Here is a 15,840-nt window from a genome sequence, read left to right on the forward strand (position 1 = left end):
GGGCTCGCTATTCCATGAGGCTCCGTCCGGTTAGCTTGAGAAATACGTCCTCCAAAGTGGCCGGGCGGTTAAGGACGTTCGGAAGATTGAGATCCACAGCCTTCTTCATCACTTCGCGGCCGTCACGGCAATAGAAATAGAGAGTGTCTCCCGCCCGCTCATGCCCGCAAGCGACTCCCGCCATCCGGGCGACGAGCTTCTCGTCCTCTTCCTCTCCTATTCTTATTTCGACGACTTCCGTGCCAATCTCGTCCAGAATAAGCTTCTTGGGAGATCCTTCCTTGAGGATGCGTCCCTCGTACATGATCACCAGGCGATCACAAAGTTGCTCTGCTTCTTCCATGTATTGCGTCGTCAGTATCAGTGTCGTGCCCAGGTTCTTCAGCGATCTCAACCTTTGCCAGATGAGGTGTCTCGCCTGTGGGTCGAGTCCGGTCGTCGGTTCGTCCGCGATGATGAGCCGCGGTTTGTTCAGAAGCGCTCGCGCGACAAGAAGCCTTCGTTTCATCCCCGTGGAGATCTCGTCTATCTTGCTCTTGCTCTTGGCATCAAGCTCGACGAAATGGAGCAGCTCGGCGATCCTTTTCTTAGTCACGGCCCCGGGGATGCCAAAGAACTTCGCGAAAACCATGAGATTCTCGTAGACGGTAAGATCCCCGTCCAGAGTAATCTCCTGAGGTATCACTCCGGTCTCCAGTTTGATGTCTCTATTATCGATGTGCGATCTCTTTCCGAAGACGGTGACCGAACCGGCGGTGATAGGAGACACGCAGTGAATCATCTTTATGGTCGTCGTTTTCCCGGCTCCGTTGGGCCCCAGGAAACCAAAGCACTCGCCCTCTTTGATTTCGAACGATATGCCGTCGACCGCCGTGAGGTCGCCGTATTTCTTGGTAAGGCCTTTTGCCACGATCGCGGTGTTCATTCAGTCCCTTCCTCGGCGCTCCCTCCCTTTGCCCGGAGAGAGGTGCCGCTCGTCCATTACGATATCATTACCGCCCAAAACGTGCCAGTCGTTACTGCGGCCGGCAAAGCCAGAGGGGCCGGCACGAGTCGGAATTGTAGTACGTGCCAGCCTATACACAACAATTACATCAGGAGGGTTCCATCAGTCACGTTGCCCTTGACCTTCAACTCTGGCTAGTGTATAGTTCTATCATACATTCTACGGCACCCACCCCGAGAGGTGGCGGCGCTCGGCAAACCGAGGCTCGAGAGCTGGCGGCACCGAAAGGCGCGACACATGACCGAATCTCGACAACAAGACCCTCATACCGCACACCGCATTCTTATCATCGACGAGGATCGGCGGGGCTTCGAAGGTATCATCGGCGAGAGCCCTGTCATGGAATGCGTCTTCAAGTTGATCCAGCGTGTCGCACCCACGCAAGGGACGGTTCTCATCACGGGCGAAAGCGGGACCGGAAAGGAAATGGTGGCAAGGGCGATCCACAATCTGAGCCCTCGCAAGGACAAGCCATTCTTGGCGTTCGATTGCAGCTCGCTGGCGCCCTCTTTGATCGAGAGCGAGCTCTTCGGTCACGTGAAAGGCTCGTTCTCGGGCGCAATCGCGACGAAGCAAGGCCTATTCGAGGTTGCCGATGAAGGCTCTCTCTTCCTCGATGAAGTCGCCAATATCAGCCTGGAGACTCAGGGAAAACTCTTGCGAGTCCTCGAGACCATGCAGGTCAAGAAAGTGGGGGACACCGTCGAGCACCAAGTGAACATACGCCTGATCGCTGCGACCAACAAGAATCTGCTCGAAATGGTGAAAGACGCTGCGTTCCGGGAGGATCTCTATTATCGTCTCAACGTCGTGCCCATCCACGTGCCCCCGCTCAGAGAGCGCAGAGGAGACATTGCGCGACTCGCGATGACGTTCCTCGAACGCTACCGCAAGAATTATCAATTCAAGGCCCGACTTTTCTCACCGGCAGCCATGCGCCTCATGGAGAGCCATTCCTGGCCCGGCAACGTGCGCGAGCTCAAGAACATCGTGGAGCGCATAGCCATCATGTGCGACTCGGAAGAGATTGAGCCTCATCATTTGCCCCCGGAAATGCAGCAGGCTTCGCTCCCGCCTTCGTCAGTCAACATACCGCGCACATGGGAAGAGTTCAGAGCTCTGAAGCGACAGATGTGCGAATCCATTGTTGAGGAGCTCGAATGTCGTTTCATCATGCAGGCGCTCGAACGCTCGAACGGCAACGTGAGCAAGGCGGCGCAGGAAGTCGGCATGCAGCGCACAAACTTCCACGCACTCATGCGCAAGTACGGCCTGACGTCGAAGGATCTGGCGTAGTCACAAGTAGCCTCGGGATTCGTTGCGCCCTCAAGGAAAATCCTCCTCCTTTTCGATCCATACAGTGTATGTTAGTATCATACGCGAGCGTTGTTGTGCCTCCGTCTTCATAATCTCTTTATTGTCCTACGATTACACGATGAATGCGCGGCTTTTCACTCTCACGACAGCCAGGGACTCTCTGCGAGCCGGTCTCGCCCGCAACGCCGATAACTCTCTGCATCACAACCGATTACGGCCATTCTGCCCAATGCCGTCGGATTTGGCACACTGGTTGCCTTGTTGTAGTGGCGCGAAGAGAGAGACAGAAGCTCTGACTGGGCTTCGATCCAACGCCGGATAACCCTGACAAGAGGCAACAACCTACAGCCGAAAATGGAGGCAGCCATGAAAGCCGAAACGAAGAATCTCCCCGTGGAGCACTCGAAGGAATATTACTTCCTGGACGAGACATGGATGCAGCGTGCGCCCTACAATTCAGTGAGAGTCGGGGCCTTCCTGCCGAGCGAGGATGCTAAGGCCATTTCGTCGATACGGCTCCCGCAGGTCGGCGACGCCGTACACCGAGGTTTACCGCTTGCAGCCATCAGCATTACGGGCAGGCCCCAGCGCGTCATCCCTTCACCCGCGACGGGCGAGGTAGTCGAAGTCAACAGTGCCCTCGCCGGCGCGAAAGCGGAGACGTGGGCGAAACCCTGCCAGGCCGCATGGATAGCCAACATTCGTCCCACGAACCTCGAAGAGGATTTGCTCGGCTGCACCACTCGCAGCGTCGTGCTGGCAACCACGGACGAGAAGAAGGGAAAGCAGCAGGCCGAGCTTCTCACGGATCTTGGTTGCGCGGTTGAAGTTGCGAAGACTTCTGAAGCCGCCTCCGAAGCCCTCAAAAGGAACAAGTCCAGGCTCTTCATAATTGATGCAACTTCTTATGGGAATAAGGGCCCCGATATGGTACAATATTTCAATTCTACTTTCCCCGATGTGAAAGTAGTCGTTATAGGGGCTCAGGGCTCCAAGTCCGAGGCCGACTATCGCGCGCACAAGATTCTATACTATGCGCTGGAGCCGCTTGCCGAGACGGAGATGATCGATGTCCTCAATTCGGTGTTCGGTCCGGCCCTCGGGCCCGCACCGGAGGTGGCGCCGTCGAGGAAGCTGCCCAACTGGATCTGTAAGATCAGTATCACGAACCGGCATGGGAAGAAGGTCAATCTTCTGAGCTCCGGCGAGGTCCTGTTCAGCCACAAAGGTCTGGGCCTCCAGTTGCGTGACCTGATCTTCGGGAAGAGTTATCCGATAACGTTCACGCTTGGAGCAAAGAACTACAACGTGATAGACATAATAAGTGAAGTCGAGAATTGCGACCGGCTTCTATTCCTGGAAGCCAGGGACGCGGGGAAGATCCCCGGCAATATCGTGGTGACGTCCGGAAGTGAGTTGCTGAAAGGGATGGGCAGCGGAGAAGACAAGATCAGGACGCTGACTGTCCAGCCGAACAGCGCGGAGAGCACTGCTCTTGTTTTTGACGCGCGCACGTCGAGAGCGCAGGCGGAGTTCATTCTGAAGGAGATGACGTCGAACTAAGGCACAAGAGGCGTACCAAATGAAACAAAACATGCTCTTTGAAGGTCAACAGGACACGGGGTTTCTTGAAGAGATAGCCGCGCTTCCCGAGGGAGAGCGCGTGCTCTCTTGTTTGCAGTGTGGAACGTGCAGCGCTACTTGCCCGGTCGCGCCCTTGCTCGAACAGCCGCCGCGGCGTATTTTCGCCATGATTCGGGCCGGCATGAGAAAAGAAGTGCTGGGAAGCCTTACCCCATGGATGTGTTCCTCGTGCTACGAGTGCACCGTAAGGTGTCCGGCGCAGATCAGGATAACCGAGATCATGTATGCGCTGAAGAGAAAATCCGTCCGCGAAAAAATGGTGACTAAGGATTCCGACGTGCACAGATTCTACAAGCTGTTCACCGAAATAGTCTGCAAGTATGGGCGGATGCACGAGATGACGCTCCTCCTGAGATACATGATGTTCAATCATACCGTGGACCTGGCATTGCAAATGCCGGTTGGGATGAGGATGTTCAGCACGGGAACCATGCAGATCCAACCTCACAAGGTGAAGAATCAAGATTCTTTCAAGAAGATTGTGCAGAAGGCCCTGTCACTGGAGGAATAGGTTCTACCATGAAATATCTCTACTTCCCTGGTTGTTCTATGAAAGGAACTTCTCGAGGATACGAGGAGTCCGTCGTTACGGTTTTTTCGAAGCTCGGCATCGCGCTGGAAGAATTGCCGGACTGGAATTGCTGCGGCTCGACCTCAGTGATCGCGGTAAACAAGATTCTCGCACTGGCCCTGGCGGCAAGAAACCTGGCCCTGGCAGAGCCGAGCGGCCTGCAGTTGCTCACCCCCTGCCCGAGTTGCTGGCTCGAGCTGACGAAGGTCAACAATGTGATCAAGGAGGGAGGCAAGGAGGCCGAGAAAGTGAAAGAAGCTCTCGCGGCTGGCGGCCTCTCGTACAAAGGGACGACCGTGGTACGTCATTTGGTAGAGTTCCTGGTGAATGAGGTGGGCGTCGAGAAAATCAAGCAATACGTGAGCAACCAGAAATACGTGGGTAATCCTCTCACCGGACTCAAGATCGCTCCGTACTACGGTTGCCAGATGGTGCGCCCGTACGCCGAGAAGGACGACGCGTACAATCCGCAGAACATGGAGAAGATAATCGAAGCGCTCGGGGCGGAGGTTGCACCCTTTGAACTCAAGACCGCCTGCTGCGGCGGAGCGCTGATGGCCACGCGCAAGAACGTTGCCCTAGACATGGGCAGGCAGATACTCAGAAGCACAAGAGAAACAAAGGCAGACATTGTCGTCTCTGCGTGTCCGCTTTGCCAGCTCAATCTTGAGCTGGTTCAGTTCAGAAACGACAAATTCGCAGGGAAAGACGAGCTGCCCATACTAAGCATCACTCAGTTGGTGGGCTTGGCGATGGGGATATCGCCCGAAGAACTCGGGCTTTCCCGCTCGGTTCTTCCGGGCGTGGCAAAAGCGATTACCAATATGCAAAAGGAAAAGGCTCCGGCAGCGATAGGGGGATGAACGATGGCGCCTCGAATTGGAGTGTATGTCTGTCACTGCGGTTCAAACATCGCAGGTAAGGTGGACGTAAAAGCGGTCGGAGAAATGGCGAAGAACCTGCCGAACGTGGTTACGGCCAGGGACTATCAATTCATGTGTTCTGAACCAGGTCAGGAGCTCATCCGGCAGGACATTCGGGAGAAGGACCTCGACGCGGTGGTGGTCGCGGCGTGCTCGCCTCTGATGCACGAGAAGACGTTCCGCGGCACGTGCGCCTCTGCCGGGCTCAACCATTACAGAATGCAGATGGCAAACATTAGGGAGCACTGCTCCTGGGTGACCGAGGATCCTGCTGCGGCGACCGAGAAGGCAAAAGCAATCGTGGCGGGAACGGTCGGCAAAGTCCGTCACCTGCGACCTCTCGCCGAACGGGAGGTGCCGGTCGTCCAGTCCGTTCTGGTTGTCGGCGGCGGAATCGCCGGTATCCAGGCCGCTCTCCAGTGTGCGGACGCCGGCTACAAGGTGTATCTCGTTGAACGCAAGCAGTCCATCGGCGGTCACATGGCCATGCTGGACAAGACGTTCCCCACTCTCGATTGCTCCGCTTGTATCCTTACTCCCAAGATGGTCGCCGTCGGCCAGCATTCCAACATAAAGCTCTTCGCTTACAGCGAGGTAGAAGGCATCAGCGGATATGCGGGCAACATGAAGGCGAAGATCCGGCACAAGGCGGCATACGTGGACTTCGAGAAATGTAACGGTTGCGGGATATGCCAGGAGAAATGCCCGGCAAAAGTGCCCAACGAGTTTGAACAAGGCAGAGGCCAGCGCAAAGCAGTGTACACGCTCTTTGCGCAAGCAGTGCCCAACAAGCCCGTGATTGACAAGGCTGCCTGCATCTATTTCAAGACCGGAAAATGCCGCGCGTGCGAGAAGTTCTGTAAGAGGAATGCAATCGATTTCGAGCAACAGGACAGAGTCGAGGAAGTGGACGTCGGGGCCATCATTCTCGCCACGGGCCATGAGGTATTCGACGCCACGAGGATGCCGCAATATGGATATGGCAAGTATCCCGACGTGTACACCTCTCTCGAATTCGAGCGGATGGTTAACGCGAGTGGCTTTAGCCAGGGAAAGGTCCTAACGTCGGAAGGAAAAGAACCTGATTCCATCGCGATCATCCACTGCACAGGCAGCAGAGATCAGAGATACAACACGTATTGTTCCGAAGTCTGTTGCATGTACTCGCTCAAGTTTGCTCACCTTCTTCACGAGCACACACACGCAAGGATTTACAACTTCTACATAGACATGCGATGTGTCGGCAAGGGCTACGAGGAATTCTATGACAGGTTGCTTAACGAGGGCGTGCGCTTTGTGCGCGGGAAGGTGGCCGGCGTCACCCGCGACGCTCGCGACGTGTCGGAACACGGCAAGCTCGTCGTTCAGGCCGAGGACACCCTCACCGGCGTGATACGTCGTGTACCCGTGGACATGGTGATTCTCGCGAACGCCCTGGAGGCTCAAAAAGACGCCGGGGAAGTCGGAAGGCTCTTCGGTATTTCGCGGAACAAGGCCGGATTCTTTATTGAGCAGCATCCCAAGCTCAATCCGTTCGGCACTTCAAACAACTGCATTTTCATAGCCGGTACGTGTGCGGGTCCGAAGGATATTCCGTACACCGTTTCCCAGGCGTCGGCGGCGGCCAGCGGCGCCATCACGTTACTGAGTCGTGGAAACGCGCTGCTCGAAGCCGTGGGCGCTCACATAGACTCGGATCTGTGCAGCAGGTGCCTGACGTGCGTCAGTATTTGTCCTTACCAGGCAATATCCGTTGACGGCGAGCCTCAGCTAGTGGCCGTCGATGAAACGCTGTGCCACGGCTGCGGTACGTGCGCGGCTGCATGCCCGGCCGGAGCCATAGAGGCTGACAATTTCAACGACAATCAGATACTGCACGAGATAGAGGGACTTCTCTCGTGGAGAAAAGAGCGCGGGAAGGAGACGGAAGCAGAATTGGCGGGGACCGGCTCGCCGACAAAATAAACCGAGTGCGCACAGAGCGCGAGGCGGGGTGAGCCGAGTTTAGTCCCCCACGCACCCGATGGGCGCAGGGTCACAGAATACAGAAGGGGTGAGAAGCCAATTGAGCTTCCCACCCCTTTTTCTGTTGTCTCGTCCTGTGCGAAGAACGACTAACGATATAGAGCCTTAACGTGTCCCCACGTCGAATTGTCGACCGGCGTTTGCTCCGGATAGATTGGAGCAACGACCAACCCCGGCCCCCCACACAAGTCATTAAACGGTGAAGGGACGTTGCACGGTTCGGTCGGATGGTTCCAAGAACCATCTATCGGCTGATCGAAGGGACTGGACGAGCCCGTTCCTGTCACAAACCATGAATGACAGCACGGAGCGCAATAGTGCGTGTAGCCGAACGCAGACGCAACTCCGACGGGCAGCGGGTTGGTGGTTGTCCACCAAGTAAGCGCAACCGCCGATGGAAGCTGGGTAACGGTGAAGTTCCATCCAGCGGGCATGACCAGGTTAAGATAGTGCCCTATGTTGCCTTCAGCTACGCCCGCATAGACATGGAAGTCCATGATGACCTCCCCTGGAGCCGGGGTCACGGTGTAGGAATACACAAAGTTGTTGAACGAACTCCAGACCGTTGCCGCGCTCACGGGCAGAGCCAGGAACAGGACGCCCAAGCAAAGAGCCATGAGAACAACTGTGACAAATCGCACGTCACACCTCCTAGTTGCAATGTCGCCACGGTGCTGCAAAGAACGGCACCAAAAACGAGAAACCCAAGTCGGTGGAACGGATAAAAGCGTAGAATCCGGAACGGGGGCATTATACCATTTGAAGTCGCTTCCGTCAAGCGGCGACTTGACACCAAGCCACTCCGCCGCCTATTCAGATCGTTTCGGGGGTTGATATTGAACGTCGGGCCTGACCGTGTACGTGTACTCGCCGTCCCAGTCCTTGTAGAAAATCTGACGGAGCATCTCCGCTATTGCCAGGCTCTTCACGACGAGCCCGACATTTCTGGACCCGTAAAAATAGCTCCTTTCCCAATTGCTTGAACCGATCCACGACATGTTCCCGTCCACGACCATGTACTTGCAGTGTTCAACGCGGGCGTACGGGACGAAGCCGCCGGACCACTCCGGTATTGTGCTGAGTTTGACTCCTATGTTCGGCATGAGGCCGAGACTCTTCAAACAGTCGATTTGAGGATGACTCTTCGCCCAATCGGACACGATGAGTTTCACGAGCACGCCGCGTGCGGCAGCATTTCGTAGAGCGTTGTCCAGAATCGGATAGTAAGCTCCATCGGAGATGGTAGAGTAGGTCAACACCTGAATGTCTATTTCCCTTCTGGCACTGTCAATCAGCTTGACTATGTTCTGCTCGTCCCACAACTTCTCGTCGGGGATGAAACCTCTGGGGCCGTAGACCGGCCAGACCACGACGGTGTCTTTGCTCCCGTACTTGGAAGGAATCGTCCCGTGCGGGTAAGGCACGTTGACCAGCCCTGCCAGTGGGAGCCGGTAGGTCTTGTGCGCCACGTACTGTTCCCGCGCGCCGCCGACGCCGGAGTCTCTCGCCTTGTTCCCAAGACCTTCGGCCGATTTCCAGTCCAGCTCAAACAGATCAGAGAAAACCCCCGCAAATTCTTTGCTCTTCACTCTGCAACCTATCTCGTGAATATGTTTGAGAGCGCGCCAATCGAAATTCTGGCTTCCAAGGAAGACTTCCTTGCCGTCCACGATGAAGTACTTTGCATGCATCACGCCGCCGCTGATGCGTCCCATGTCTATCGTCCTTACCAGCACGTTCTTCTGCCTTGATAGCCAGTCGAGGCGCTCCGGATAGGTCCGGTACATCTTGGAGTCGACCACAAAACGCACGCGGACCCCTCTTTGAGCCGCGTCCACTATGGCATTCAGAACGTCCTCCAGCGGCTCGCCCGGGGCGTCAGAAACGTAGAATTCTGCAACCTCAAGCGTATTGGCGGCTCCCCCGATCATTTCGAGCCAGACTTCATGTGTATTTCTTATCTCTTGATTGTCCATGTCGGTCTCGACTGGAACACTCTCGACCAGTTCGAATTCCTCAATCCCGGCAGGCAACCCGGCACCGACGCTCGGGGGTCGGAAAACGCCAGACGCGGAGCACGAGTCGGCGTCAAGGCAAAAGAAAACGGCTGCCAGAAGCAGCAGCAACGGGATGAAAACAAAGACGTTAGCCGCGGCGAACCCAGTTTCTCGTCTCATTGCTCAATTGTCCTCATTTGCTCGAGTTACTCGAGCTGGTAGATCCCATCTGTTAGTGACACGAACACCGCGCGGGTAAGCGCACGTAGACCCACACCCGGTGCCTGCGCATCGTATCGCGGCGTAGGTCGCCCTCGCCGGCCCGAAGGCGCCGGACGTAGGCTCACGCGTTACCCGCACTCCACATCCACAATTACAGTCCCGGCAACGCTCCAATGCAACAACAATCGCCAACCATGGGTAGAGCTCCGGATTGTTGCCGTTTATGATGCGAGTGAAGGCGACGCGACTCTCGCAGAAGCCCCTTGCAAAACCTCCCTTTACGCGGTACCATACTTGGTCTTGGAGTCTGACATTGGAACTCTGTATCGGGCTTCGTACCCGAGCCTCGCGTTCGAGTTTCGTGTCATTCAATCCACTCGCTTCGCCGAGTTCGCTTTCATCATCCGGCCGGCATCGTTGCCTGGCGTAGGCCGCGAGCGTTCTTGCCGCTACCCAAGGATGTGAGGAGAGAGAATGAAAGTCGTAAAGATAGCCAAAGAGAGGTTGCCGCAGTTCGTTGACGCCATCAAGAAGAAGGGCGAAATCTGGGGGCCGGTAAAGAACGACGAGAAGAACATCGAGATGTTCGGCCCCGCAACGAACATGGAGAGTTACAACTACAGAAAGGTAGACGAGTTCTCCGAACTGGTACTGGATGCGACGCGGACAATTATCCCGCCAAAGATTTTCTTCCACCCGACCAATTTCAACATGTTCAAGTTCGACGAACATGGGTACCGTGAGGACTCTTCCGAAATCTCCCCCAAGATCGTCTTTGGCTTGCATCCTTGTGACATTCACGGCATCCTTATTCTGGACAAACTTTTTACTCGTGCGTTTCCAGATCCTTACTGGCTTAAGAGAAGGGAAAACACGATAATCATCGGGCATTCCTGCGTGCCCGACGACAAGTGCTTCTGTCTCTCGACCCGCACCCACGTGATCGAAGAAGGGTTTGACTTGTACTTCTCTGACTTGGGCGATTTCTACCTGATGTGGATCGGCTCGAGCAAGGGAGACGACCTGTTCAGACTCAAACCGGAACTCTTCGAAGAAAAGCTCGACGTGAAGCACATACAGAAGTTCATCGACTGGAAAAACTGGCGCGACGGTCAATTCAAACTCGACATTCCGTTCACGGCGCTGGCGGATCTCATGGAGCTCAAGTACAACGACAATCTGTGGGAAGAGCTCGCGTTGAGCTGCCTGTCGTGCGGTTCCTGCTCCATGGTCTGTCCGACCTGCAATTGCTACAACGTATCGGATCACTTCTACGTTCATAACGACGAGGGTGAAAGAAGAAGGTTCTGGGATTCCTGTATGCTCAGAGAGTATTCACTTGTGGCCGGCGGTCACAACTTCCGCTCCAAGAGATCGGACCGACTGAAGCTGTGGTACACGCACAAACTGCAGGCGTTCATATCGGCCTTCGGAAAGTACGCCTGTGTCGGCTGCGGCAGATGCATCCTGACGTGCCCGGTGAGCATAAACGTTGAGACCGTGGCCCAGGCATTGCGAGGTGAAACCGTTGACGCCTTCTGGAAAAGACTCGCCGTGAAGAAGGAGGGGTAATGAAAAGCATCGAATATGCCAGGCAGACTGAGTGTAACCCATTTTACCCTGAGATGATGCGAATCGTCCGAAGATACAATCTGACGGACGACGTTCGCCTTTTCCAGGTGAGGCCTCTCGATGCGGAGAGGGCTTTCTCCATAGACTATCGCCCGGGGCAGTTCATGATGGTTTCCGTGGTCGGAGCCGGAGAGGCTCCCTTCTCGATTTCTTCCTCGCCGTCCCGGCCGGGATTGATTGAATTCTGCATAAGAAAAGTGGGGTCGGTCACGGATGCCCTGTTCAGGCTGAAAGAGAATTCAACCATCGGCGTCAGGGGACCTTACGGGAACGGATTCCCGATGGAGAAAATGGTCGGCCACGATTTGATATTCATCGTCGGTGGACTTGGTGCTGCGCCCCTGCGCTCTCTTCTTCTTTACGCGCTCGACAACAGGGAACTCTTCGGAAAGATTCACTTCCTCCACGGAGCCAAGAAACCCGCGGAGATGCTCTTCCGCGAAGAGTTCTTCAGCATGTGCGAAAGAGACGACCTTTCGTGTCTCCTCGCCGTCGACGCGGACGACACGGGCAAATGGCCCGCCCGCGTCGGTCTCGTCACTTGCCTCTTTGATCAGGTGAAGGACGTCAACCCGGAGAACACGTACGCAGTCGTGTGCGGCCCTCCGGTGATGTATAAATTCGTGATTGCGGAGCTTCTCAAGCTCAATATCCCCAAGCATCAGATTCTGATGACGCTGGAACGTAGAATGAAATGCGGGACTGGAAAATGTGGGCACTGTGCGATCGATTACATGTACGCCTGTCTCGACGGCCCCGTTTTCTCTTACTGGGACGTTCTCCGCATGAGAGAGCTAATCTAGGGAGGGCGGTTGACTGTGCCGCACGGCCGACGACGAAGGATGGAGCCAATCTGTAGTAGACCTAGCCAATTCAGGGAGACCCTATGAGACGAACCGATCTGAAAGTTGGAATCTACGAGTTCACTGGTTGCGCCGGTGACGCCCTGGCAATCATTCATTCCGAGGACGAACTAGTTGATTTCTTCACGGTGGTGAACGTCTCGTCTTTCCTCATGGCAAAGCGGGACAACGTGGAGGAGAAACTGGACGTCGCCTTGATAGAAGGCTCTATTACGACCGAGGAACAGAAAGAGAAACTGATGGAGATAGCCTCGAGAAGCAAGAAAGTCTTCGCCATCGGTATCTGTGCTTGCTTCGGAGGCATTCAGGCAATGAATATGGGGCTCGGCGGATGGGAAGAGAGGTTCAAGAAAGTGTATGGCAAGGACAAGATTCCCGTCGGCAAGGCTTTCGAATCTCGACCGATTGATGACTTCGTCAAAGTCGACGGCTACATCCCGGGGTGTCCGATCGATGCAAAACAGTTCTTCCACGCCTTCACTCGCATCATAAACGGCAACAATCCGGAGCTCTACGGGTTCCCGGTCTGCATTGAATGCAAGTGGAAGGAAAACCAGTGCCTCTTGGTCAAGAACGTGCTCTGCCTCGGCCCCCTGACCGCCGCCGGATGCGGCGGAGCGTGTCCCAGCTACAACATCCCTTGCGTCGGATGCTGGGGACCCTACGAGGAGGCCAACCTTCTTGCCCAGTATCACCTCCTCCTGGAGAAGGGATTCAAGGCCGAGGACATAGAGCGAAGAGTGAGAAACTTCGGCGGCAAGAGAATCGTCGAATATCTGAAGCAACTTGGAAACGTAAAGTAAACCGGCGCGCGAAGACGCGCCCTAGAGGATAGATCACTCGAAGAAGAAATGCACAACTGGGAGAACGACAATGAAGATTGAAATTGAATCGTTGGCCAGGGTAGAAGGACACGGCGGAATCTTGGTCGAGATGGAAGGCAACAAAATCAAGGACGTTTTGTTCAACGTTTTCGAGGGACCGCGACTGATAGAGAGCCTGACCGTCGGAAAGACGCCGGCAGAAGACGTGAGTCTGGTTTGTCGGATTTGCGCGATTTGCACGCTCTCTCACCGCTATTCCGCCCTCAGAGCCATGGAGAGAGCCCTGGGGATAACCGTTCCTCCCAAGACTCATCTCACTCGAACGTTGATGCATTTTGGTGAGATGATAGAGAGCCATTCTCTCCACATTTTTTTTCTCTCGTTGCCGGACCTGGTGAATCGACCCTCGGCGATTGCCCTGCTGGATGATTTCAAGAACGAAGTAGCGCTCGCTCTCAAGATAAAGAAATTCGGCAACCTGATCATGGCCACAACCGCCGACAGAATGATACACGGCGAGAATCCGATCATCGGTGGCTTCGGCCGCTTTCCTTCCAAGCAACAACTGACGGAGATAAAGAATCTGGCCGAAGAGCTGCTGCCACAGGCCGTCAAGGCGGCAGATCTCGTCGGCTCGTTCTCCTTGCCCGACTTCTTCGAGTCAGACACGCTTTACGTTGCCTGTAATCCAGAGGACGGCAAATTTGGATTTGTCGGCGACACGGTTCTTCTCTCGTCGAAGGAAGAATTGAGCATAGAAGACTACAAGAAGCTGACGAACGAGAGAGTGGTACCGCACTCCTTCGCCAAGCGTTCGCTTTACAAAGGAAAGCCCTTCTCCGTCGGCTCGCTGGCCAGAGTGAACCTGCTCGGCGAAAGACTGACCGGCGAGGCAGCGAAATGCTTCAAGAAATACTACGGGCCGAGATGGAAGACGAATCCCCTTTTCAACATAATGGCCCAGGCGATCGAGATGGTGTATTGCATTGAAGAAATTCCTGCTCTGATCGACAAGATAATCCCGCTGGCAGATCCCCCTGTCGTTTCCGCCACTCGCTCAGACGGCGAGGCAACCGGAGCGGTCGAGGCTCCGCGCGGAACCCTCTATCACCATTATCGTATAAAGGACGGCCGGGTAGCCGAGGCCGACATCATAACTCCCACGGCTCAAAACCTGGACGACATCGAGCGGTACTTCAGACTGGCAGTCGAGAACCTGCCGTCCGATTTCAACAACGACCCGACTACGATTCTTGAGACCATCGCCAGGGCCTACGATCCGTGCCTTTCGTGCTCGGCTCATTTGGTAGAAGTGAAGAGGACCGAAAGGCCGAATTGGAAACTCAACTTGTCTTCGGCATTCGGGGGCGCCGAATCTGAGAAGCCGGCGCGTCCGATTTTCGTGGGACTCGGAAACGTCGATAGGGCAGACGACGGGCTGGGTATCGTTATTGCCCGACGACTGAAGTCGCTTGGTTGTCAGAGGGCCGTGGCTGAAGACGAATGGCAGAAGTTCCTTTCGCATCTGGCGGAGATTGGCGAAGGTCCCGTCGTATTCATCGACGCGGCGGACTTCGGCGCCGAGCCCGGACAAGTGGGGCTGTTTCCTCTGAGTTCAGTCAAGTCGAATCACGTCACGACACACAAGGCCCTATTCGATTTCTACAGACAGATTCTGGAATGTGATAGTAGCCGCAGGAGAGGCGATAAAGAGGACGGTGGCGCAGCCAATAGCGGTCATTACCTTCTGGCCATTCAGCCTTCGTCCACGGAATTCTCGTCTGAAATGTCCGCGGTTGTGTCCCGCGCCGTCGAACAGGTGACACAATTCCTGAGCGACTTTGTGTGAGAGGCCGGGGGTGAGAGACCTCCAGCACGGCATCGAGGCTGGACGGACTGAACGAATGACCTCCAAGCAACCCACGTCACAACTGATGCTATTGGCCAGGCTTTGCCTGGTGGTGGGCACGGTCTGCATAGGTTTCTCCGCCATTTTTGTGCGCCTGGCAGCCCTGCCCGGAGTCGTCTCGGCTTTCTACAGAATGCTCATCGCCTCCGTTGCACTGGTTTCCTTATGGTCGCTCCGTTACCGCGCGCTCCCCGACAGACGTACCCTGACATTGTCAACCCTGGCCGGATTTTTCTTCGGGCTCGATCTCTCCCTCTGGAACACATCGTTGTTCTTCACCAGTGCCGCATCAGCTACGGTCCTCGCGTATCTTGCACCGGTGTGGGTCGGCCTCGGCACAATGATCTTCTTGAAGGACAGGTTCAGGAGACTTTACTGGCCGGGAATGATTGTCGCCCTCAGCGGGATGCTCTTTATTCTGGGTCTCGAGAGAATCAAGACAATGCAGTTCGGATTGGGCAACACCTTGGCCATCATTGCAAGCTTCTTCTACGCCGGATATCTGCTGGTCGCCCAAATCGGTAGGGAGAAGTCCGGAACGCTTTCCTTCACGACCATTTCAGCTCTGTCGAGCACTCTAACATTGTTCGTGGTCTGCCTGCTGAGGCACGAGAGGCTGACCGGTTTCTCGTACGAGTCGTGGACGGCTCTGCTGGCCTTGGGTCTGATCACGCATGTGGTGGGATGGCTGTCCATCAATTATGCTCTGGGACACATAAGGGCGTCGATTGCTTCCGTCACCCTCTTGGGGCAGCCGGTAATCACGGCTCTGGCGGCCATCCCAATTCTCGGTGAATCACTGGAGATCAATCAGATTGCCGGGGGCCTATTGATACTGACGGGGATATATCTTGTCAACAAGACATAACGGCTCTTGTCATGAGACCGATCCTATACCGGGAGGACC

Annotated in this window: 13 protein-coding genes; 10 read left to right on the forward strand and 3 right to left on the reverse strand. The window is 55.4% G+C overall.

Annotated elements, in window-relative coordinates:
- Positions 1 to 7: 7 nt before the first annotated feature.
- A complete protein-coding gene (locus tag NTX17_07740) occupies positions 8 to 925 on the reverse strand; it encodes an ATP-binding cassette domain-containing protein (GenBank protein MCX5801260.1) in 918 nt (305 codons plus the stop codon).
- Between the two features lie 318 nt (positions 926 to 1,243).
- On the opposite strand from NTX17_07740, the gene NTX17_07745 reads away from it, so the two are divergent.
- From NTX17_07745 to NTX17_07765, 5 genes are all read left to right on the forward strand, one after another.
- Entirely contained in the window at positions 1,244 to 2,302 is a 1,059-nt protein-coding gene (locus NTX17_07745; protein MCX5801261.1) for a sigma-54 dependent transcriptional regulator, read from the forward strand.
- A gap of 387 nt (positions 2,303 to 2,689) precedes the next feature.
- Positions 2,690 to 3,886: a hypothetical protein gene (locus NTX17_07750; protein ID MCX5801262.1), complete on the forward strand. Its 1,197-nt coding sequence runs from the start codon at positions 2,690 to 2,692 to the stop codon at positions 3,884 to 3,886.
- Between the two features lie 19 nt (positions 3,887 to 3,905).
- Entirely contained in the window at positions 3,906 to 4,478 is a 573-nt protein-coding gene (locus NTX17_07755) for a 4Fe-4S dicluster domain-containing protein (GenBank protein ID MCX5801263.1), read from the forward strand.
- Between the two features lie 8 nt (positions 4,479 to 4,486).
- Complete coding sequence (locus NTX17_07760; protein MCX5801264.1) at positions 4,487 to 5,401, forward strand: CoB--CoM heterodisulfide reductase iron-sulfur subunit B family protein; 915 nt, start codon at positions 4,487 to 4,489, stop codon at positions 5,399 to 5,401.
- Positions 5,402 to 5,404: 3 nt separating this feature from the next.
- The gene (locus NTX17_07765; protein MCX5801265.1) at positions 5,405 to 7,426 is read left to right on the forward strand and encodes a CoB--CoM heterodisulfide reductase iron-sulfur subunit A family protein; all 2,022 of its coding nucleotides are present in this window, start codon (positions 5,405 to 5,407) and stop codon (positions 7,424 to 7,426) included.
- A 149-nt stretch (positions 7,427 to 7,575) separates the two neighbouring features.
- On the opposite strand, the gene NTX17_07770 is transcribed toward NTX17_07765, so the two are convergent.
- Positions 7,576 to 8,127 carry a hypothetical protein gene (locus tag NTX17_07770; protein ID MCX5801266.1) on the reverse strand — a complete coding sequence of 184 codons (552 nt, stop codon included), beginning with the start codon at positions 8,125 to 8,127 and terminating at the stop codon, positions 7,576 to 7,578.
- Between the two features lie 168 nt (positions 8,128 to 8,295).
- Positions 8,296 to 9,663, reverse strand: a complete 1,368-nt coding sequence (locus tag NTX17_07775) for a phospholipase D-like domain-containing protein (protein MCX5801267.1) — start codon at positions 9,661 to 9,663, stop codon at positions 8,296 to 8,298.
- A 516-nt stretch (positions 9,664 to 10,179) separates the two neighbouring features.
- Between NTX17_07775 and NTX17_07780 the strand changes: the two genes are divergently transcribed.
- From NTX17_07780 to NTX17_07800, 5 genes are all read left to right on the forward strand, one after another.
- On the forward strand, positions 10,180 to 11,277 hold the full coding sequence (locus tag NTX17_07780; GenBank protein MCX5801268.1) for a 4Fe-4S dicluster domain-containing protein: 1,098 nt from the start codon (positions 10,180 to 10,182) through the stop codon (positions 11,275 to 11,277).
- Positions 11,277 to 12,140, forward strand: coding sequence for an FAD/NAD(P)-binding protein (locus NTX17_07785; GenBank protein MCX5801269.1), 864 nt, complete (start codon positions 11,277 to 11,279; stop codon positions 12,138 to 12,140). The genes NTX17_07780 and NTX17_07785 overlap by 1 nt, the downstream gene beginning before the upstream one ends.
- A gap of 83 nt (positions 12,141 to 12,223) precedes the next feature.
- Positions 12,224 to 13,003, forward strand: a complete 780-nt coding sequence (locus tag NTX17_07790; GenBank protein ID MCX5801270.1) for a hypothetical protein — start codon at positions 12,224 to 12,226, stop codon at positions 13,001 to 13,003.
- A gap of 70 nt (positions 13,004 to 13,073) precedes the next feature.
- Positions 13,074 to 14,873: a hydrogenase maturation protease gene (locus NTX17_07795; GenBank protein ID MCX5801271.1), complete on the forward strand. Its 1,800-nt coding sequence runs from the start codon at positions 13,074 to 13,076 to the stop codon at positions 14,871 to 14,873.
- A 10-nt stretch (positions 14,874 to 14,883) separates the two neighbouring features.
- The gene (locus tag NTX17_07800) at positions 14,884 to 15,801 is read left to right on the forward strand and encodes a DMT family transporter (protein ID MCX5801272.1); all 918 of its coding nucleotides are present in this window, start codon (positions 14,884 to 14,886) and stop codon (positions 15,799 to 15,801) included.
- The last annotated feature ends 39 nt before the right edge of the window (positions 15,802 to 15,840 follow it).

The organism is Candidatus Eisenbacteria bacterium, from assembly GCA_026388185.1.
Taxonomy (GTDB): Bacteria; Eisenbacteria; RBG-16-71-46; order JAFGJU01; family JAFGJU01; genus JAPLKG01.